This is a genomic window from Desnuesiella massiliensis (assembly GCF_001403615.1).
In the GTDB taxonomy this organism is placed as follows: Bacteria; Bacillota; Clostridia; order Clostridiales; family Clostridiaceae; genus Desnuesiella; species Desnuesiella massiliensis.
In genome coordinates this window covers 426193-447360 of sequence record NZ_LN879454.1, presented here as the reverse complement: position 1 = coordinate 447360, position 21168 = coordinate 426193, and the positions used below count along the sequence as shown (strand labels likewise).

19 protein-coding genes and 1 other annotated feature are annotated in these 21168 nt (G+C 32.2%); of the genes, 3 read left to right on the top strand and 16 right to left on the bottom strand.

Annotated features, from left to right (window positions below; all coding sequences use genetic code 11):
• Positions 1-24 precede the first annotated feature (24 nt).
• A complete protein-coding gene (locus BN2665_RS05805; protein WP_055666169.1) occupies positions 25-2016 on the bottom strand; it encodes a methionine--tRNA ligase in 1992 nt (663 codons plus the stop codon).
• Between the two features lie 92 nt (positions 2017-2108).
• Positions 2109-2458: a binding site (T-box leader), on the bottom strand.
• Positions 2459-2762: 304 nt separating this feature from the next.
• On the opposite strand from BN2665_RS05805, the gene BN2665_RS05795 reads away from it, so the two are divergent.
• Positions 2763-2969, top strand: a complete 207-nt coding sequence (locus tag BN2665_RS05795; protein ID WP_154674871.1) for a hypothetical protein — start codon at positions 2763-2765, stop codon at positions 2967-2969.
• A gap of 97 nt (positions 2970-3066) precedes the next feature.
• Here the strand turns inward: BN2665_RS05795 and BN2665_RS27450 are convergent, their stop codons facing one another.
• The 15 genes from BN2665_RS27450 to BN2665_RS26180 all read right to left on the bottom strand — a co-directional run bounded on the left by BN2665_RS27450 (position 3067) and on the right by BN2665_RS26180 (position 19853).
• Positions 3067-3276, bottom strand: coding sequence for a group II intron maturase-specific domain-containing protein (locus BN2665_RS27450; protein ID WP_242865913.1), 210 nt, complete (start codon positions 3274-3276; stop codon positions 3067-3069).
• 19 nt (positions 3277-3295) lie between these two features.
• Positions 3296-4357, bottom strand: coding sequence for a group II intron reverse transcriptase/maturase (gene ltrA, locus BN2665_RS05790; protein ID WP_207643674.1), 1062 nt, complete (start codon positions 4355-4357; stop codon positions 3296-3298).
• An 866-nt stretch (positions 4358-5223) separates the two neighbouring features.
• Positions 5224-5685, bottom strand: a complete 462-nt coding sequence (locus BN2665_RS05785; protein WP_055666166.1) for a hypothetical protein — start codon at positions 5683-5685, stop codon at positions 5224-5226.
• Positions 5678-6220, bottom strand: a complete 543-nt coding sequence (locus tag BN2665_RS05780; protein ID WP_055666165.1) for a GNAT family N-acetyltransferase — start codon at positions 6218-6220, stop codon at positions 5678-5680. Before BN2665_RS05780 ends, BN2665_RS05785 begins: the two co-directional genes overlap by 8 nt.
• Before the next feature lie 192 nt (positions 6221-6412).
• Positions 6413-8281 (bottom strand): ABC transporter permease, encoded by a 1869-nt coding sequence (locus tag BN2665_RS05775; protein ID WP_055666164.1) that lies wholly within the window; start codon positions 8279-8281, stop codon positions 6413-6415.
• Between the two features lie 180 nt (positions 8282-8461).
• Positions 8462-9589 carry an RNA-guided endonuclease InsQ/TnpB family protein gene (locus BN2665_RS05770; RefSeq protein WP_055666163.1) on the bottom strand — a complete coding sequence of 376 codons (1128 nt, stop codon included), beginning with the start codon at positions 9587-9589 and terminating at the stop codon, positions 8462-8464.
• Between the two features lie 177 nt (positions 9590-9766).
• Positions 9767-10510 carry an ABC transporter ATP-binding protein gene (locus BN2665_RS05765; protein ID WP_055666162.1) on the bottom strand — a complete coding sequence of 248 codons (744 nt, stop codon included), beginning with the start codon at positions 10508-10510 and terminating at the stop codon, positions 9767-9769.
• A 14-nt stretch (positions 10511-10524) separates the two neighbouring features.
• The gene (locus BN2665_RS05760; protein ID WP_055666161.1) at positions 10525-11373 is read right to left on the bottom strand and encodes an undecaprenyl-diphosphate phosphatase; all 849 of its coding nucleotides are present in this window, start codon (positions 11371-11373) and stop codon (positions 10525-10527) included.
• Positions 11374-11506: 133 nt separating this feature from the next.
• On the bottom strand, positions 11507-12496 hold the full coding sequence (locus BN2665_RS05755; RefSeq protein ID WP_055666160.1) for a sensor histidine kinase: 990 nt from the start codon (positions 12494-12496) through the stop codon (positions 11507-11509).
• 9 nt (positions 12497-12505) lie between these two features.
• The gene (locus BN2665_RS05750) at positions 12506-13201 is read right to left on the bottom strand and encodes a response regulator transcription factor (protein WP_055666159.1); all 696 of its coding nucleotides are present in this window, start codon (positions 13199-13201) and stop codon (positions 12506-12508) included.
• A 306-nt stretch (positions 13202-13507) separates the two neighbouring features.
• Positions 13508-15178, bottom strand: coding sequence for a GH3 auxin-responsive promoter family protein (locus BN2665_RS05745; protein WP_479723329.1), 1671 nt, complete (start codon positions 15176-15178; stop codon positions 13508-13510).
• A 298-nt stretch (positions 15179-15476) separates the two neighbouring features.
• Positions 15477-16046: an ATPase gene (locus BN2665_RS05740; protein ID WP_055666158.1), complete on the bottom strand. Its 570-nt coding sequence runs from the start codon at positions 16044-16046 to the stop codon at positions 15477-15479.
• A 1-nt stretch (position 16047) separates the two neighbouring features.
• Positions 16048-16212, bottom strand: a complete 165-nt coding sequence (locus BN2665_RS27300) for a hypothetical protein (RefSeq protein ID WP_195892663.1) — start codon at positions 16210-16212, stop codon at positions 16048-16050.
• Between the two features lie 330 nt (positions 16213-16542).
• A complete protein-coding gene (locus tag BN2665_RS05735; RefSeq protein WP_055666157.1) occupies positions 16543-19143 on the bottom strand; it encodes a cation-translocating P-type ATPase in 2601 nt (866 codons plus the stop codon).
• 533 nt (positions 19144-19676) lie between these two features.
• Positions 19677-19853: a DUF1540 domain-containing protein gene (locus BN2665_RS26180; RefSeq protein ID WP_074042229.1), complete on the bottom strand. Its 177-nt coding sequence runs from the start codon at positions 19851-19853 to the stop codon at positions 19677-19679.
• 412 nt (positions 19854-20265) lie between these two features.
• On the opposite strand from BN2665_RS26180, the gene BN2665_RS05730 reads away from it, so the two are divergent.
• Together BN2665_RS05730 and BN2665_RS05725 are read left to right on the top strand one after the other, a co-directional pair.
• Positions 20266-20805 (top strand): hypothetical protein, encoded by a 540-nt coding sequence (locus BN2665_RS05730; RefSeq protein ID WP_055666156.1) that lies wholly within the window; start codon positions 20266-20268, stop codon positions 20803-20805.
• A gap of 13 nt (positions 20806-20818) precedes the next feature.
• Complete coding sequence (locus tag BN2665_RS05725; protein WP_055666155.1) at positions 20819-21028, top strand: hypothetical protein; 210 nt, start codon at positions 20819-20821, stop codon at positions 21026-21028.
• Positions 21029-21168 lie beyond the last annotated feature (140 nt).

The following is a 21168-nucleotide window of genomic DNA, read 5'->3' as shown; positions in this document are numbered from 1 at the left end:
CTTGAAACGTCCACTTACCACGCCCTAATTAGAAATTTGCCCTTGATGCTTCTCAAAGAAATCTACACGAGGTGCTAAATATTTTAGCTTATGGGTCAATGGGTTTTCTATAAATGTATAAATAGGCTCAAATATATAGTCCCAATTCCAAATCTTTTCATTTACACTTAGATATTCTCTTACCCTTTCGCAGCTGCTTGGAGCAATGGGATGAATTAAAGTAATAGCAGTTCTTACAGCATGAAAAGCATCTATTAGCACTTGTTTGCGAAGAGTATTATCTTCATTGGTTTCTGCAAGCTTCATATTATTTGTCCAGTACTTATTCATATTGCGAATGTAACTATCTAAAACATAAGTTACACTATGAAACTCATGATTGTACATATGTCTTTCATAAGTTAGAATAGCTTCCTTAGATTCTTCTATAATATTTCTACTAATTTCCCCTACTGGTATTGCACCATCAAAATATTTTTGTGCAGTGTAAAAGCAAGAACGAACAAGTCTATTAAGCACATTGGTCAATAAATTACCTTCTTTTAAAACTGTGTCTGGCCCTTGCTTCTCTTCTTCCCTCATAAAAACTTGAGGCATAAAGCTAGCACTCTTCTTAGACAGTCCAAGACTTAAAAAATGCATACGTAATTGCTCTGATGTATAGTATTGTAATAGTTCTCCTGCCATAGGCGGCTTAATAGCACTGCTGCTGCTTGCCTTTTTATCCATAAACAATAGGTGATTGTTTGCGATCAAGTCAGGAAGGTGAATATTTTCCCAGTTTACTTTATCTTCATTATCAACTCCCAATAAAGCCATAAACAATGCCATTTCTGCAATTCCGTAAAAATAAATATTGTCTTCCCCAATAAATTGATATACTTTTGCATCTTTAGAATGCCACCATTCCTTCCATTCCTCAGAATCTTTGCCTATGGATTCTAGATATGCTTTGGTAAAGGAAATAGGTGCCCAAAGGGATTCAGGCCAAACCCAAAAGGTTAAATCCTTAAGGTTTTCTTTTTCTGGTACCTTAATACCCCACTCAACATTTCCCGATAGCCTAAAAGGTACTAATGTCTTACCAGTTCGAAAACGAATTCCCATCTTATCGAATACATCTCTTGCTATATCCCTATCATGTAGACTTTCAAATATAAAAGAAATGGAGGCTTTCTTTGGTTCATCAATAATTGTATGCTTTGGCAATTTTTCTTCTAGGTCTGCAACTCCTTCTAATTGCTTACGCTTTACATAGATAATTGGCAGCTTTAAGAATTCTTCAATAGTATTTAGCAAATACTTGCGCCAATTAGAATTTGTTCTTAAATAGTCTACTCTTTCCTTTAAAATTTGGTTATATTCATCTAGTTTAAAATACCAGTTTGTCACATCTCTTAATTCAGGTGTTTTACCAGATAAAATGCTCTTTGGCTCAATCAATTCACTTGGCATGTACTGATGCCCCAAGGAACATTCATCTGCATAACCATTATCTGAAGTACACCCCTCTATAGGACATTTACCAACTACTTGCCTACCATTTAAGAATACTTTAAAATCAGGATCGTAAAACTGTGGAGAGGATAGTTTTACTAAATACCCACCTTCATATAATTTGTTAAATACCTCTTCTGATACTTTTTTGTGTATTTCACCGGCTCTCCCTAAGGCAGAAGCCGCATATAAATTTAAACTCATCTCATATTTATCTAAAACTTCTTTTTGTTTTTCATGATTTCCACGAACATAATCTTCTATGGTACCTTCGTATTGATTTTCCTCTACAAATTTTCTATAGCTTGCTGAAATAGGTGAGCCATAGCAGTCTGTTCCAGATACAAATATAACATTCTCCTCACCAATTCTATCCCTTAAAAATCTTGCAAAGGTATCGGCATGCACAAACACACCTCCTACATGTCCAAAATGCAATTCTTTATTACCATAGGGCATACCTGCAGTTATTACAGCTTTTTTAGGAAATATAGGTCGTTGAATTTTTCTTTCTTCCATAACAAACACTCCTTAAAATATAACTATATTCTTAATATAAATTACTATTTTTACTTAAAAAAGCGTAAAAAAAACACCTCCTACAAATAATTTGTAGGGGCGAATTATTCCGCGTTGCCACCCTATTTCATCAGTATGTCACCATACCAATCTTATCGAGTACAAAATCATACTCTAGTTCTGTAACGTGAACAAACGTCATAGCATCACTTATAAGGAAACGCTACGGAAACCTACCTTGTACTTGTTCCAAAATGGCATCTTCTAGCCATTATGGTGCATGTATAAGGTAATAGTTGAAGTTGTTTCCTTAGACTCCTTGAAAATAAGATCCGTATGCAGCTCCGAGACTTGTTTCATTAATTTTTCTACTGTTCCATCTCAGCAATAGGAACTCTCTGTAAGCTTCCAAAATAACTACTCTTCTCTTCAATGCCTTTATTTTTCACAGTATAATAAATGAATGAGGTTTTGTCAAGAGGGTATATAAGAATGTCTATGTCATTTGTGATAAGGTTGGCCGTAACTGGTGTAACGTATATGGGATCATTGCTTCCCATTTTTTGTATCTATATCCTACTCTTGAATTTAATATCATTTCAGCAGTTATTGTTTCATTCTGTGTGCCAAAGTTTGCTTATCTCTATTATACTATCTTCCAATAAATCCCCCTATATACCTGTTCATAATTATGGTACAATATCCAAGTATAATTTATTAACCGTAGAAGGATGGCTGCGGAGGTTTTGAACATTTTACCCTCCTGGGCTATTGGTGAATACTTCACTATAGCTAAGGGGGTGGTATTGGATATGTTTGATACTTTTATAAAGTGTGCATCAATTGTTTATGTGATTAAATTAGTTTTAAAACATAATCTTTTCATACATCACTTAAAAATTAAGATTAAGTTCCTTGGTCTTGATATAGAAGTTAGAAGCAAAGTAGAGTAGGTCAAAGGGCTTTCGCCCTTCTTCCCCTCATCAAACCGTGCATGCGATTTTCCCGCACACGGCTTTCCGATATTCTTCTTCCTAGCGCATTCATCATTTAAGAAGCCAGTCTAATAATACCAAGTTTATCTATTAACCGTCTTGTCACTTCGATACCTGAGAATTTATTTTTCTTCCTTCTCTTATTATTTATCCAGATGTTAAACCTTATAGTCACATACCAATCTATTTTAGCTAACCATTTATAGGCATATTGAGAACCATAGTAGTTTTTGAAACCTCTGAGTTTTCTATTCAATATCTTAATTCTATTTTCAATGTCATCACTACACGAACTTTTCAGCAGTGTTTGTTTGATTTTTTTCCTTCATACTTTTCATTGATTTACTAGACGGATAATTTGTTATTACCAAAACGCTTCTACAATCCTTGGTTTTCTGCTTGATTTTCTTGTTATGAAATCCTAAGAAATCAAAGCCTTCTTTGCCGTCCCATAAATCTATAATTTGTGTTTTCTCAGGATGTATGGTAAGTTCAAGCTTCTCCATTATTTTAGTTACCACAGCTTTTGCCTTTTTAACATCTGTCCAGTTCTTACATATGATAACAAAATCGTCTGCATATCTAACTAAAGTACCCAATTTAAAATAATACCTTTCCCAAATAGTATCAAAATAATTCAGATATATGTTGGAAAGAAGCGGACTAATGACTCCACCTTGCGGAGAACCTAATGTTGATTTGATGTTAATGTCTCTTTCCATAACTCCAGCTTTAAGCCATTTCCTTATCAACTTAAGAATACGTCTGTCACAAATTTTCTGCTCAACTAATATCATAAGCTTATCATGATTTATATTATCAAAATAAGACTTAATGTCTGCATCCAAGACTTTATATCCGTTGCCCTTACAACATTGATTAATCTTTTCTATAGCTTGTAGTGCACTTCTTTTAGGTCTGAAACCAAAAGAACATTCTTTGAAATCTGCCTCAAATATCGGTTCAATAACTATCTTTGTAGCCATTTGGACTATTCTGTCTTTTATGATTGGAATTCCTAATGGTCGTTTCTTTCCATCTTTCTTAGGTATGTATACTCTCTTGACGGGTAACGGCTTATACTTGTTTTCTATTAACTCAGCTCTGATTTCCTCTAAAAATTTATTCTCACCATATTCTATAATATCTTCAATAAACATATTATCAATGCCGGCTACGCCTTTGTTTTCTTTAACCAAAAGCCAAGCCTTGTGGAGAATATCTTCTCGATATACCTTATCATACAAAGCATGAAACCGTCTTTTCTTGCTTGATTTGGCACTTAGGTATAATTTTCTTTGAAGTTCTCGAACTTTATCTACTGTGTCGTTAGCTTTCGCATTCACTCGTTCTTACCTCCTTAGAAAATATGAATAAAGTAGAGCTCCTTCCCTAAATACAGTTCTGCTGTCTGTATTATTATTGGTACTATAAGCTCCTCCGACTCCTTCTTTGCAGTATATCAATTTCGCTATTAAGCTTATACGACTTCTTTTTATGGATAATATCCATGCAAAGGAAGGTCTCTCCAGTTCCGAACTATACTATAAATACATGTCGTCTCCCCTATACCGGAGAATTCTTCGGTGCTGCACTTCAAGTTCTTCACACCTTCTGTTGCCTTCGCCCATTTTCCCAAAGCTCGGCATTCTCTTTGTCCTATTTCAAGGTGGCGCTTACGATACGGCAGAGTTCATTTAACATTACAACCTGTATTCTTGTTAGCACTCTTACGAGTTACATTATCCTCACGCTTCATACCCAGTATTTCTACCGCGCATGGTGATTAACTACAAGGCTCCTTGACGATTACCTTGACTGGACTTTCACCAGCAAGCATAGTCCAGCTTAGCTGGACGCACGAAAAAAGTGCCCCATCCAGCAAAGATTAGCACTTCTTTCTAAATAAATTTACTTAATTAAATTCATCCGATAGCCCTAAAACAAAATAAATGTTCTAAGGATTGCTTAGTGTTGACGCACTAAGTTTTTCTTATTTATATTATATCAAAATTTCTATAAAAATAAACATTTATTTTTGTGATTTTAGGATATGATATCACTTAGAATGCTGTTATATCTCTTAAATCCAGTCATATCATTGATTCAAAGCAAAATCTACATTATATGTGATAAGGTTCGCCATAACTGGTGTAACATAGACTTTTTAAAACTTATCTATCACCATTTATATCCTTATTAATTGTTCTCCTCATGGATAAAAGCATCGGTGTAAAGTATTTTGTCCAAAACTTATTTCCATACAAATTAGCTGTTTCAAAATCCAATTGAAAAATATTGTCCACATATGATTAAAGATATTCTTATTAATCCATTGCTTTGAAATACTTGTATATAACTCTATATATACACTTTCTTTATATTCTTCAATAGCTGCATGTCCTATCGCTGGGCAAAATACCGAATTCTCACCATGAAAAGGGAATTCGTCATATGCTAAAAATCCTACTACTCTCTCTTCTAATTTTGCAACAACTGCACTTTTCCTATTTATCTTGATTTTAAGGAAATTTTCTATCATTGAGTTATCTTCTTTCCAATATGTCGGTAAGTCACTGCTACTACAATACAGTTCATATTGACTATTCCATATTTTTTTCGCCTCATTAATATCCCCCTCCTGCATATTGCTTATTTTTATACGCCTAATCATTTTTATTGCTCCTCTCGCTTGCTAAAATAGCATATTCATATGTATCAAGCCATATAGGTTGATTATTTTCATCTACTTTAAAGTAAATATTTTTAATCAAATGCCCTTCTCTCCTCATATTTAATCTTTCAAGCAACTTCCATGAAGGTTCATTTTTAGGATTGCACATAGCAATTATTCTTCTAGCTTTAAGTTCCTCTATGGCATAATCCAGTATTCTTTCTGCACTCTCTATTGCAAATCCCTGTTTCTGATATTTTTTATTAAAGACATAGCCTAATTCATAGGTTTCAAAATCCTGCTTGCCAAGATATAAATTGCCGATAACCTTTCCAGTTTCCTTTAAACAAACTGCAAAGAAACTATCATCCTCTGCTCTTCTTTCAGCCTCTTCCTTAGAGGCTTCTTCATTAAAGGTCTCATAAGGTTCATAAAACACTACCTCTTCGTCACTTAAATATTCATGTAGATCCTGCCAATCTTCTTTATTGAATCTTCTTATAATTAGTCTCTGGGTATCTATCTGCTTTTGCATGTTTATTCTCCTCTATTTAACATTTTTGTTATAAGTATATTATATATCATGCCGCCAAAACTTTGTGTCGCTCTTATTCTTCTGAAACAAAAAGCACCTTAAGGTAAGCCTTAATAGTGCTTTTAGAATCTTACTATGATGCAAGTTTTGCAATAATTTTATAAATCCATTTAAAATTCGATGCCTTATTTATTATGTCAAACTTTTTCTCATCTCTAGTAAATAGTTTCTTCTAATAATGAAGAAATATATGATCTGAGCTATCAACATAATTCCTATCACCTGCAACGCTGGAATAATTATTTCAATGTCAAAACTATATTTTAATGAACTCATGGCAAAGGCAAAGTGTATTACAGCAACTACATAAGGAAGCAAAAATAGTACCCCTATTTCAATATTTAGTATGTTTTTTATTTCCTTAAAAGTTAAGCCTATTTTATTTAACTGTTTGTATTTGTTTTTATCCTCTATAATATTCATGTAGCATTTGTTATACAAGAAGCTTCCCGTTGTTACAAAGAATATAAGCCCGATAAATATTGCACTGAACAAAAGTACTCCATAAGCTATTTTTGTACCTTCTAGTATAGACGCTTTCAAGAAACTATTATGAAACTTATTATCTTCCTCTCTATTTCCAAAGTTATTATAAAAATTTTTACATATATTCAATGTAGCCTTATAATCCTCCACATTAACTGCTCCGAAATAGTACTTAACGCCAGCTATTCTTTCATATACCTCATCCTTAACTATATATACATCTCTATAAATTGCCGGAAGTACCCCTTTATCACTCTTTTCAGTAACCTCCAGTTTTATATCCTTCAGGCTAATAGTTTTTCTTTTATCTCCAGCTAAAGATGCAGACTTTATAGTTTCATGATCCTTAAAGGAAATAGTATTTAAAGCCAGTATTGATGCTAACTTTTTATAACAAGCTTCGTTAATCATAACTACTTCCTCTGTGTCGCCATCAGGAATAACAAATTTTATTTCGTTACTAACTTTAGTGTAGGATATGCCCTGAGCTTTCAGCGAATTTTCAATGAAACCAGCTTTTAAATCAACTTCATCTTTATTCTTATAAGTATCAGAAATGAAAAATGCTTGCGGAAAGTCTCTATTTATTTGATACTCCTTATCTCTCCAATAAGCATATACTGATCCTATTGCTGAAAGGGCAACCGTTGAAGTTATTGTAATTAGGAAAAACATCCTGGTATTATCTTTTATCCTGTATAGTAAATTTGAAACCCAAAGCATTGTAGTTTTTTTCATGTATAAGCTTCTATTTTTCTTTAGTGACTTGATTATAAATACACTTAATTGAGAAAACAATAAATAGGTAGCTGCAACAACCATTGTAGTTACAGGTATTATTCTATAGGTTATTGTTTTTACATCGCTTGTAGCTGATAGAAAATATCCTACAGCTAAAAGCACTATACATATGATAGCCAGAAGGACAGAGGCTTTTGGTTCAGGTCTTGGTTTTTTAGTTCCCTTTATCAAGCTTAAAACTTTATCTTCTTTTATGATAAAGGTGCAAAAGGTTGAAATTACTATTCCAATCATTACAAAAGCGCTAAAAGTAATAATCATAGCTTTAACAGGAAGATAAAACTTTAGTGCATTATATCCTAAAAGCTTTCCACTGGCGGCTAAAAGTATCTTAGAAAAAATTAATCCCATCAATATGCCCACCACTGCTGACACTGAGCTAATGAGCATATTTTCAATACGTATCATCTTTTGAACTAGCCTTTTTGAGGAGCCAATAATGTAAAGTATTCCAAATTCTTTATACCTGCTTTTAAGAAAAACACTTATAGAATAAAACACAAAGAAACATAAAAATAAATATGCAATTACTATTGTGACATAAAGTGTATTTTTTACGTGCTGAGGAAACAAACTTACATTAAAACCTGGGTGAAATATGAGCATAGTAAAAGAGAATAATAAGGCTGCCGATATGGTGCTGCTTAAAAAGTATGCAAAATATGCTTTTGCATTTCTCTGCACATTTTTAGTGGCAAACTCTCTAAGATTCATTAGTTACTCCCGTTACGTAAAACTTATAAAACTCTCTAATAACATTATAAAAGTTTCTGTTTACTTCCCTGTTCAATGTGTCCGATTTTGCAAAATGCTACTTTCGTTTGGTATAACACTCCGAGGGCGTAAATTCGGGTGTAACTCACCCTACACAGCATCATAATTCGTTAAAGTGGCTTATGATACTTTATATCTTGATAAATTGATGCTAGCATTCCTATCTCTATCTATAATAGTTCCACAACATTCACATACAAAGGTTCTTTCTGATAGTGATAATTTAGGTTTAACATAACCACATTTGCTACAAGTTTTTGATGAAGGATACCACTTATCAGCTTCTACAAATTCAATTCTGTATCTTTCGGCTTTATACTTAATCATAGTTTTAAATTCATATAAGCTTTGCTGTTGAGCTGATTTAGATAAATGCTTGTTTTTAAGCATACCACTAATATTAAGACTTTCCATAACTATACGAGAAGGTTTGGCTTTCACAATCTCTGTAGTTATTTTATGTCTATAATCAGTTCTAATATTATCAAGTCTTTTGTGTAACTTTCTAATGCTCTTTTCAAGTTTTATAATGTTACCTGTTTTTACGTAACTCCTCCCTTCTTTATTTTTTTCATATTTTATTGATACTTTACGCTGCAACCTACGTAGTTTCTTTTCTAACTTTTTAACTTTTTTAGTCTTGTTAATGTTTTTATAGGGTTCTTCTTTATGTGAACATATTGCCAAATCTTTAACTCCAACATCTATACCAATACTTTTGTCGATTAATTCTACTGGTGTTTGGTTTAACTCAATACCTACTGATACATACCAATGAACACCATCAAAACTAACTCTTGGATTACTATATTTTGAATTTGTAGGTATTCTAGTATGTTCGGAAAGCTTTACCCAGCCTACTTTTTCAAGTCTTACGTGAGTTTCAGTAAACTTTATTTTTTCAGTATCTTGATAAAAAGAAAGTTTTGACTTCCTTCTGCTCTTGAATTTAGGTTTATTAGACAATCCATCAAAGAACTTTTTATAGGAATTACAACAGTCTTTTACTGCTTGTTTGGTTATATTGTTGCTATAATTATTAAGCCATCTTAATTCTTCTGTGTGCTTTAATTTAGTTAATTCTTTTCTTAAAACCCTATCAGATAAGAATTTCCCACCGTTTTTATAATTTTCTTCTTGCTTGCTTAAAGTCCAGTTATAAGCCCATCTTGCTGTCCCTGCACTTTGAAACAATTTACTGTTTTGCTTATTATTAGGTTCTATTCTAACTTTCATTGATGTTATCATCTTCTAATAACTCCTTAATCATTTTTTACCTTAGCATTTATTTTAACCAATAGTCTATAGCTAAATACCTTCGCAACAATAATGACTAAGTTGTACTTGTAAATGATATTTCTCCTATATTAAATATTATATAAATTAAATATGGTTTTATATGTTTTTATAAACTTTATTCAACTGCTACTTACCTCCTAGCAGTGCAAGCACATCAATAATTTCATGATAAAACTGCTGCCTGCTATCTCCTCTACAGATCTCATTATATATAGCTCCATCTTTTATAAATAAAATTCTGCTGCAATAGCTGGCAGATAGGGGGTCGTGGGTTACCATAATCGTAGTTACCCTTTCCTTCTCATTTACTTTTTCAAACAATTCCATCACTATTTTAGCTGCTTTAGAGTCCAGGTTGCCAGTAGGTTCATCTGCAAGCAATAAAGTAGGCTTATGAATTAATGCTCGTGCGATTGCTGTTCTTTGAGATTCTCCGCCAGATATTTCAAAGGTTCTCTTATTTAGCAAATCCTCTATTCCAAGTATCCTGGATATTCTGTTAAGCTCATCATCCTGTTTTTTAACAGGTATACCATCTAGCGTAAGTGGAAGCACTATGTTTTCTCCCACAGTTAAGGTATCAAGCAGATTGAAATCTTGAAATACAAAGCCTAGTTCTCTCCTTCTAAATAGGGCAAGTTCATCTCCCTGTAGTCTTAAAGGCTTCTTATTTTTTATTGTTATTTCTCCTGAGGTTGGTTTATCTACTGTTGAAATCATATTTAGCAGGGTTGTTTTACCGCTTCCTGAAGGCCCCATAATCCCTAGGAACTCCCCCTCCTCTATAGAAAAGCTTATATTCTTTAAGGCACTAAATAATATCTTATTTCCATATACTTTACTTAAATTACTTATCTCCAAAGTTCCCATTACATTCACCTCTATCATGTTAAAGTTATAATCTTAGTTAATACCAATATTCCTAGTAAAATCCCTGCGGCTATTCTATATAGCGCAAATACCTTTAGTGGTTTCTTTTTCAGAAAGCCCACAAATTTTTTCATAACTATTAAAGCTACTAAAAAGGCTACAACAAATCCGGAAATTAATGCAATCCATAGAGTTGGTGTCATTATGGAGTAGTCAAATTCAAATAAATCCTTTCCGGAGGCACCTATCATTGCTGGAATAGCTATGAAAAATGAGAATTCTGCCGCTATGGGTGTTGATAAGCCTGCAATCCATCCACCCATGATTGTAGAAGCACTTCTTGACATTCCAGGCCATACAGCCAAAAGCTGCAATAAACCCACTTTAATTGATTGCCCTGGTGTCATATTATCTATGTCCGCTATCTTATGAGTCTTATTTTTATATATCTTCTCAAGTATTATTAATAATACTCCTCCAACTATAAACCCAGCTATAACAGCTTCAGGTATAAACTTTGCTTTTATTTTATCGTAAAACAATACTCCCACAATAGCCATGGGAATTGAAGCCACAATAACATTTATTCCGAATCTAAAGCCTATTTTTCCTTTTTTCCCTCTGGTAAATATAAAGCTAAAGAATTCAACTATGCTCTCCTCAATCTTTTTCCAATACAAAACAACTACTGCCATTATGGCTCCAAGCTGAATTACAACTTCAAACATCTTGGCAAATTCTCCGTGGAAATCAATTGCCCATCCTACTAATATCATGTGCCCTGTAGAAGATACCGGTATAAATTCAGTTAAACCCTCTACTATGGCAATTATAATAGCCTTTAATATAAAAATTATATCCATTACCTATCACTCCTCCTTTAAAACCTATAGCAATAGATTATAATAATAATGCATATGCTGCCATCTGCAAAGCTTACGGGAATGTGACATGTATGTAAGATTTTATGCTCAAAAAAAGCAAATAAATAGTTACCTATTCATTTGCCTTTTTAAATTTCATTGTAACCATTGTTCCCTCATTAACGGTAGATTGTATCTCTACTTCATGACCCAAATTTTTAGACACCTCTTTAGTTATATATAATCCCATACCGGTAGACTCTCCATACTTACGCCCATTCTCTCCTGTAAAGAAAGGATCAAATACCCTTTTTATATCTTTAGCAGGAATTCCTATTCCTCTATCAATGACATTCAACCTAATCTCCTTTTCATCTTCAGAGGCATTTATAATTAATTCTTTTCCTTTACCCTTAGAATATTTTACTCCATTAATAATGAGCTGACCTAACGCAAATTTTAACCACTTAGCATCACTATAAACTTCAATGCTCTCATCTATCTCAACTCTTGGTATTATTCTATTCCTTATAAAAACCTTTTTTTCTTCATTTACAATATCCCGAGCCAGCTGCTTTAAAGAAATCCTTTCTACTAAAAAATCCTTTTGGAAAGAATCTAGTCTAGCGAAATATAATACCATTTTTAAGCCTTCCTTTAGCTTATTGACCTCTTCTTGCATATTATCATATTTCTCTTCTCCTTCAAATTCTTGAAGCTGCAGTTGTATTACTGAAAGAGGGGTCTTCATTTGATGCACCCACTGATTTATAAACCTTAAATGTTCCTCATGAAGTTTATCTCCTTTTTGAATTTGAGCTTCATATAAGCCGTGGAGCTTCTTTAATACCTGTGAAACACTTTGGCTTAAATCTGAAATACCAAAGTTTAAAAAAACATCATTTAGCTCAGTAATCCCGCCCTCTAGCAATCGGTATAATTGTCTATTTTGATAATACTTAAAAGCTAAAAAGCACAGCAAAATGAAAGTATTAAACATAAATATGTAGATAACCTCACTAAGTCCTATAAATCCATTAAGATTAGAATATATTATTGTAAGAGCTAAACTTAAAAAATATATAGTTATATACCCTTTGTTATGCTTTAAAAACAATTTCATACTTACTCCCTACTGCCAGGTTTTATTTAATCTATAACCTGACCCTCTTATTGTTTCTATCCCATTATCTATTCCTAAAGCCTGCAATCTTTTGCGTACTCTGCTAATATTAACGCTTAAAGTGTTCTCCTCTACGAACTCCAAATCATCCCATATCTTTTCTAAAAGCAAATCTCTTCCCACAATTTTAGGATATTTACTCATAAGACATTCCAGCAGTATACCTTCCCTTTTAGCTATAATTAATTTTTCATCTTTAAATTCTACCTCTGATCTTTCCGGATAAAACTTAAGACCATCAATTTCAACGATTCTTTCCTCTGATCTGGCAGCATAGTCACCAAAGGCTCTTCTTATTTGACTCTTTATCTTAGCGATAGCAACATCATAATAAAAAGGTTTAGTTATATAATCATCTGCTCCGCTTTCTAAAGCCATCACTTGATCCATTCCGCTGTCCCTTGCTGATATAAATATTATAGGGATTTTTGATTGCTGTCTTATTTTTCTGCACCAATAAAAACCATCAAACTTTGGCAAATTAACATCCAGCAACACTAAGTTTGGATTGAACTCATTAAAGCCAATCATAATATCCTCAAAGTTATCTGCTGCTCTGGTCTCAAAACCATACTTATCTATATATTCTTGCAATAAAGTACTTATTGATAAATCATCTTCTACAATATATATTTTGTATTTCATTTTGTTATCCTCCTAATCTATGTTGTAATCAGGATATATTATTTACTTAATTATACTATTTACTTTTGGATATTTAAACTGGGTAAGCTCAATCACCTGCAAGTGGTAACGGATATAACGTAGAATTTTAATATTGTAATTTTAAAAAATAGGATGTAAGCAAACTAAAACAAAAAGCACCATAAGGCAATCCTTAATAGTGTTACTTACAGAAAAAATTTCAAAAAAATAGCGGCCCCATACGCAAATGGATAGCTACTATTTTTAATTATAATATTTAAAACCACTGACCTATTGACTTTACTTTCACATCTTATTTTCATTAATAATATTTAATATATTTCTATTATTAACTATAACCCTTGGAATCTTAATTTGGTTTTTTGATATCCCCTTATTAAATAAAGATTCCTTTACTAAATTGAAAGTGTTTGATGCTAAAAGCACTACTTTTACCATACTTAATTTCTTATTATTTCTAGCTCTATCGTAGGCTAAATTCGAATTTCTAATTTCACTATCTAATGTTTCCTCTAATAATTTAATGTTATAATCAGGCATATCATTTTTAAATTCAAAGTAAAAAATATATCTTCCGGGTGTAATTGAGTTATCAGGCATTGTAGTATAATCCACTAAGCTTAAATTCAACTTTTTTGTTGTACCTCTTATGGCATTAGTTAAATGCTCTTCATTAGTCTTTTCAGATACCATATTCAATACCTGACTCTTTCTATATAAAAATTCAACTTCTGGGCAATTATTATAAAAACCAACTACCTTAATAACATCACCCATTCTATATCTATAAAGACCTGAATAATTAGTAATAACTATTTCATACTTTTCTCCTATTTTTAATTCTTCTAAGCAAAGGGTAGGTTGACTATCATTATTTCCTTCTCTAACAGGAATGAATTCATAAAAAGCAGTGTCAGGGATAATTACATATCTTATCTTATTTGCATAAGGATTAATTCCAATCATAGCTTCAGTAGAAGCATAGGCTGGCGAGTAAATAGATAATGAATCAGTATAATAATTTACTTTATCATCATATATAGAAAAATTGGCTCCAGTTACTGTTGCAATATAGGTTAAACTCGGCCATATTCTTCTGCTAATACCCTTAAACCCTTTTTTAAATTCTTCCTCTAATTTATCTGCCCTACTGGCACTAGGAGAAAGAAGTTTATTTAGTTTTTTTCTTGTGTATTCATCAATATTTAGATTGCTGTTTATATATCCTCTTCTTATATCTCTAACTAAGTCTTTATGTCTGCTTTCTAAAACTCTAAATAAATCTAGTATACTGGAAATAAAAATTCCATTAATATATAAAAGTCTGGTTTCTTTTAGTGCAAATAGCAGATGAAGATAAAGTGCAGTTTCCTTATCTTTTATTCTCATAACTTCTATCGGTGAGGTGTATAAGTATGGCAGTATATGCCTTATAGCATTCATACCGCAAGAAGTAGCAGAACATATTGGTATTCCGCCTTTAGTATAGGTTGTCATAACTATATCAGCTATCATTAAACCTTTTCCATAATTCCAATTTTCTTTAAAGTTATCATAAGAAAATTTATTCATAAGCAATGCCATGTATTTTGAAGCAATCCTTCTGCTAGTTTTAGTAAAGGGAATTAACTTTTGTTTTCCTGTAGTTCCTGATGTATGACCAAAGTATTCTATATTTTTGCTTGTTAAAATATTTTTTTCTCCATCTGCCATTCGCCTTATATAGTTCTCATAATACGCATATTCGGTTAATGGAACTTGTTTTTTAAAATCCTCTCTAGACTTTATATCTTTAAATTTAAGCTTAATCCCTATCTCACTATTATAATTTGCTTTCAATATCTTATATAATACTTCTTCGTTTACTGCTCTGCAGTTTTGGGCATCCCTGTTAAATTTCTTTTTAACTATGCCTCCACCTTCTATAGCAATTTTATATAGAGCCTTGCTGATTATGCTCGTAATAATACACTCCCCAAGCACTTATTATACCTAATATATGAAAAAAGCTGGAGTGTTGTTACATAATGGTGGAGACGAATCCCTAAAAGCCTCCATGACAAGAAGATTTTCACTCATTATATAAGTTTAATATAGGGTTTATTTAGAAAATCCTAACTTATATATGTTTGAAAATAACAGCATTAGGTAATTTCAAATCATGTATAAATTAATACTTAAAGCTAACTCCCTAAATTTCAAGTTTCTTCTATATTTGCATATAAATATAGCTAGTAAAACTCAATCCATTTTACTAGCTATTTTGTAATATGTCATTAGCCCATGATGGTACTTTTTTATCTATCCATATAATACTACCATTTTTAAAATCAATAATTTCTTTAAACATTTCTGTATTGTCGTATATATTTATTTCATCACATATTTCAATAACATGTTTTAAATTGTTTAAGGAATCATAATATCTTCTTTCTATATCTTCATCTGGAATTCCATGTCCTCCATTATTAACTCTAAATTTAACTCTTTCTTTTGCAACTTCTGGGTTTTCTACATCTATATAATTTATAACCACATAAAATCCATTTTGCTTTGCTAATTTTATATTTTTAATCATACTTTTACCTGATAATGTTGTTTCTTGATTAAAAGATATCCCTTCTAAAATATACATTTTTATTAATTTTACTGCTTCTCTTGCACATTTTATTTGAAGGTTGCTATCTTTCCACGAGCCAATTCTAGCTACCATTTCATCAGTATTTATTCTTTTTTCATCTTTATTTTCATTATAATATATAGACTTATATATTGAAGTTTTTCCAGCGCCGTTAACGCCTGCAAAAATTGTATAAGTTGGCATATTATCTACCTATTACCTTCGATTGTTCTTTTTGTAATACTAGATTTGATAAAGTCATATAAAAATCTTGTTCTTCTTTTGTTTTTGCATTTTTAAATAAAGTTTTTAATTGACTATATGAATAATTCTTAAAAAGATCATATAAGCTATTCTCTTTATTTTCCATACTAAATTCCTCCTAAAGAAAAATTATCTATATATTATTATATACCAATACCTAATAATAATAAACCTACTGTTCTTGGATTCTCCTTCTTCAAATATATATTTCACCTTACCTAATTCTAACGATTACCATATTTATTTTTCCCACTGCAGCTTTCGCTTAAAAGCAAAGGAATAATAAAACTTTTCTCTCAATCATCTGAAAAAGTCTATGTTTATCTAATTATAAGAGCTTATGCAAAATTCATTGCATAAGCTCTTATCATAACTATATTTTATTAATTCCTCATAATACTGATATGGAAAGACTTCTCTTCCTTCCACATTAAAACTATCTCTTTCTATCTGCAAAAATCAATTTATATAACTGTACCACTACCAAAGGCAGGAATGCCAAGGCATTTACCATCATATATTCATTGCTGCTTAGAGATGCCACTTCAAAAATCTTCATTAAAGGAGCTATTCTTAATACCAAGTTCAAGAATAAATATCCTAGTAAAAAAGCAATCAAAGCATACTTATTTGAAAACACTCCAACCTTAAATATGGATTGTTTAGATCTACAGTTAAAGCCATGGACTAGCCTTGAAAGACATAGGGTAGCAAAGGCCATAGTACTTGCTGTTAAGGTATTTCCAGTGGATAAACCTATATGGAAAGCTATTAAGGTGCTTAAGGCTATAAAAAATCCTTCAATAATAACCTCCGTAGCAAAGACTCTATCTAATAGTGATGAATTCCTTCCTCTTGGCTTTTCCTTCATCACATTTTTATTGTGAGGCTCTAAGCCTATGGCGATAGCTGGTAGACTATCTGTTACTAGATTTATAAAAAGCAGATGCACTGGGGCAAAGGGTACTGGTAATGCTAGTAAGGATGCGTATAGTACCACCATGATTCCTGCGGTATTTCCTGATAACAAGAATTTAATGGAGTTCTTTATATTCTCATAAATACTCCTTCCATTGGAGATAGCTTTTACTATGGTCTTAAAATTATCATCTGCAAGAACCATAGAAGCTGCGTCTTTGGCTACCTCTGTACCTGTTATCCCCATGGCTACTCCTATATCTGCTTGTTTTAGTGCCGGGGCATCATTTACTCCATCTCCTGTCATGGCAACCACATTGCCTTTTTCCTGCCAAGCCTTTACTATTCTGATTTTATGCTCTGGAGATACTCTAGCATATACAGAAATATTCTCTACTCTTTCCTTTAGCTGCTCATCTGTTAGGGAATCTAACTCAAAGCCTTCAATCGCTTCCTTATCATTTTTTAATATACCAACCTTCTTTGCAATGGCAGAAGCAGTTATTTTGTGGTCTCCTGTAATCATAACTGGTTTTATGCCAGCCTCAATACATTCCTTCACGGCTATGGCCGATTCCTCTCTTGGCGGGTCCATCATAGCAACTAACCCTAGGAATACCAAATCCTTCTCATCTTCAATATTTAATTCTCTGTGTTCTTCAAAGCCTCTATAAGCAAAGGCTAGAACTCTAAGTCCCTGTTTAGAGAATTCTCTATTTATTTTTTCTATGGATTCCCTGTCAATTTCCTTGATGCCTTCTGAGGTCTCCATACCTATAACCCTAGATAAAATAACGTCTAAGGCTCCTTTAGTAATCATAAGTGTAGTTCCTCTTAACCTATTTACAGTGCTCATGAGCTTTCTGTCTGAATCAAAGGGAAGCTCCTTCACTCTTTCATACTCTTCTCTAAGCTTTAATTCATCAAGACTATATAATTCACCTAAATTTACTAAGGCTACTTCCGTAGGATCTCCTATCTCTTTCTTATCTATAGTAACAGCATCATTACATAAAAGAGACATGGTTACTAGCTTTTTCTCTAGCTTATTCTCTTCATTAAATTCCTTAGCCTCTACCACTTTTCCATCTATAAAAAGCTTCTGCACTGTCATTTTGTTCTGTGTTAAAGTACCAGTTTTATCGGAGCATATTACAGATATACTTCCTAGACTTTCTACGGCATGCAGCTTTCTCACTATGGCATTTTTCTTGGCCATCTTTTGAGTACCTAAAGCAAGCACTATAGTTACTATGGAGCTTAAAGCCTCTGGTATTGCAGCTACAGCTAAAGATACTGCAAACATGAAAGAATCTATCAGGGAGTTTCCTCTAAAAGTATTTAAAGCAAATATGATTCCACATATTATAAGTATTACTATAGCAAGCTTTTTGCCGAAGCTATCTAGAGCTACTTGTAATGGTGTTTTCTTTTCCTTAGCACTTTCTAAAAGATTTGCTATATTTCCTATTTCAGTTTTCATTCCTATAGCAGTAACCACAGCTACGGCTCTTCCATAGGTAACAAAGCTACCTGAGAATAACATATTTTTTCTATCTCCAAGAGCTATATTGTCTCCACTGATTGCCTCAACCTGTTTCAATACGCTTTCCGACTCTCCTGTTAGGGAGCTTTCATTTACTTGAAGGTTATAACTTTCAATTATCCTGGCGTCTGCACTAATATAGTCCCCTGCATCTAAATATAATATATCTCCTGATATCACTTCTCTTGAAGCTATTTCAAGCTTTTGCCCATTTCTAAAAACCTTTGCCACCGGAGAAGACAATGCCTTTAAGCTGCTAAGGGATTTTTCTGCCTTTATGTGCTGTACTGTCCCTAAAATAGAGTTGATGATTACCACCACTAGGATAACCAAGGTGCTTTCAAATTTACCTAAAAAGGCTGAAATTACTGCGGCTCCTATTAATATTAACACTAAAAAGTCCTTAAATTGTTCTAGAAAAACCTGAAGAGCAGTCTTCTTCTCCCCTTCTACCAATTCATTGAAGCCATACTGACCTCTTCTCTTGTTTATCTCTTCATTGTTTAAGCCATCCTTTGTGACTCCCAATTTTTCCATAACCACTTCTGAGGAGTCCTTGTAAAATAAATTCATATTATCCCTCCATATATTTTTATTTTAATGAGTTTCTTATAATAAACTTCCATAAAGAAATTTATTATGATTTCTGTAAAATAAAAAACTCCACAACTAGTCTAAACTAGCTGTAGAGTCTCACTAAACTTTGTTTATCTATAGTTATTAAAGCCGGGATATATAATCCGCATTGACGACTTTAATTCCTGCAAGCAGGCAGTTACTCCCTCTAAATATGCGTTTTTATTTACTATATATAGTACTTATACATACTATATTAATAGTTTTTATTATGCTTGTCAATATGTTTTTAAATTAAGACAGAAAAGCACCGTATTATTCAGATTGATATACTCCCTTAGGTAGACAGATTTTTTTATCTTTCTACCTAGCTTCTGAATAATACGGTATTTTATAGGAGGATGTGAAAAAAGTGTTCTATAAGGCTTCCCTACACCGCGCCTGGAACCCCACGAGCGGCCCGTGAAAAAGAATACCTATGTTCTCACATCCTCTTATAGAATAAATATTTCTTAATATAAAGATAAAAGTTATGCTTGACCGTGAGGAATAAATGTTGCACAGTCTGTTTCTTGCGTACTATTTGCGTTTCTAGGTTGAACTTCTATCAGTGATGCACTACAATGGTCACCAGACATATAATAGTGACAACTATTAACAACACATTTAATTCCTTGATTAGGTGTATTCATTTTCTCTGGTCTCATATATGATTCCTCCCTGTATATATAGTATTATTTAACAACAATATTATATGTAAATTTCATTATTTTATACTGGAGATATTTAGTTCTTAATACCGTATTATTTAATTTTAAAAGAAGGATTTTTCTTTTTTCAGTACATGATACAACTACGCTCATTTACAAGAATTGAAGATAATTGAAGTAAACATGAGAGAACTATCAAAAAAAGATGTAAAGATAATAATATTGTTTTAATTAACCTATTATAATCACTTCACCACCTTGTTATGCAGTATAATATACTGTATAATTAATGTAAATTATGAAGGAGGTGGATTATTTGAATATTATTGAGAAAATCAAGGCGAGATGTAGATCCTATTACTAAAACAAATATAATATATTAATAAGGGTATTTGAAGGAGAGTTAACAATGTATACTAAAAACGTTTTATGGGAGGTACTTTTACTAATACTTTTATTTGTTCTTATGATTTTAGCTATTCCTATATCTAAAGCTATAAGATATCATAAATATAAAAATGCTAAGCCTAAGTTTTTGTTTTCAGTAGAAAGACTTTCACCAGGCTGGAGAATATGGGTATTAATCATGGTTGTTTTGGAGACTTTTTCTATTTGGAATAAAACTCGCTCAATCTATTTCATAATCACTAAGGAATATATATATGCATATATAGTTTACTTGATTTTTATTATTATTTGTGTATGGGTTATTTCTTTTATAAACAGCAGTATTATTTTAATTTCTGAGGATTTTATAGACATATGCAATCTAAAACTAAATTATGGAGAAATAAATTATGTTGAAATATCAAAGGCTAAAGGGTTTTTTAACAGGAAAAGGGTTGAAATAAGCCATGAAGGCAAAATTAAAGTAAGGCTTTCTATTAGCAATAAAAACGCTGGAAAATTGGCTGAGATTTTTAAAGATAAATGTAGGGTAATAATGTAAGGAGGATATGGTATTGGAAATAATAGCAAAGCTACTCCTCTCTACAGTTATTATTGGCATAGGCTTTTTAGCATATCTTTACTCAAGATATCCTGAAAAAATGATAAACTATAGAGACAATGGAGAGGGAGAAACAACGAAGCTGAGGGTTCAACTTACAAGAGTGTCCGGAATAGTTATACTTTTAGTCTGTATAGGTCTTTTAGTGAAAATATGGTTTTAAATTCATAATAAAAGTCTTTCTTAGCCTAAAGCTTAGAGAGACTTTTTATTTATGCTTCATTGTCATTATAGGAAAAACTAAGTAATTTTTTATTTTCTTTCCATAGTTAATTCAATATAATTGTATTGTACCGTATGATG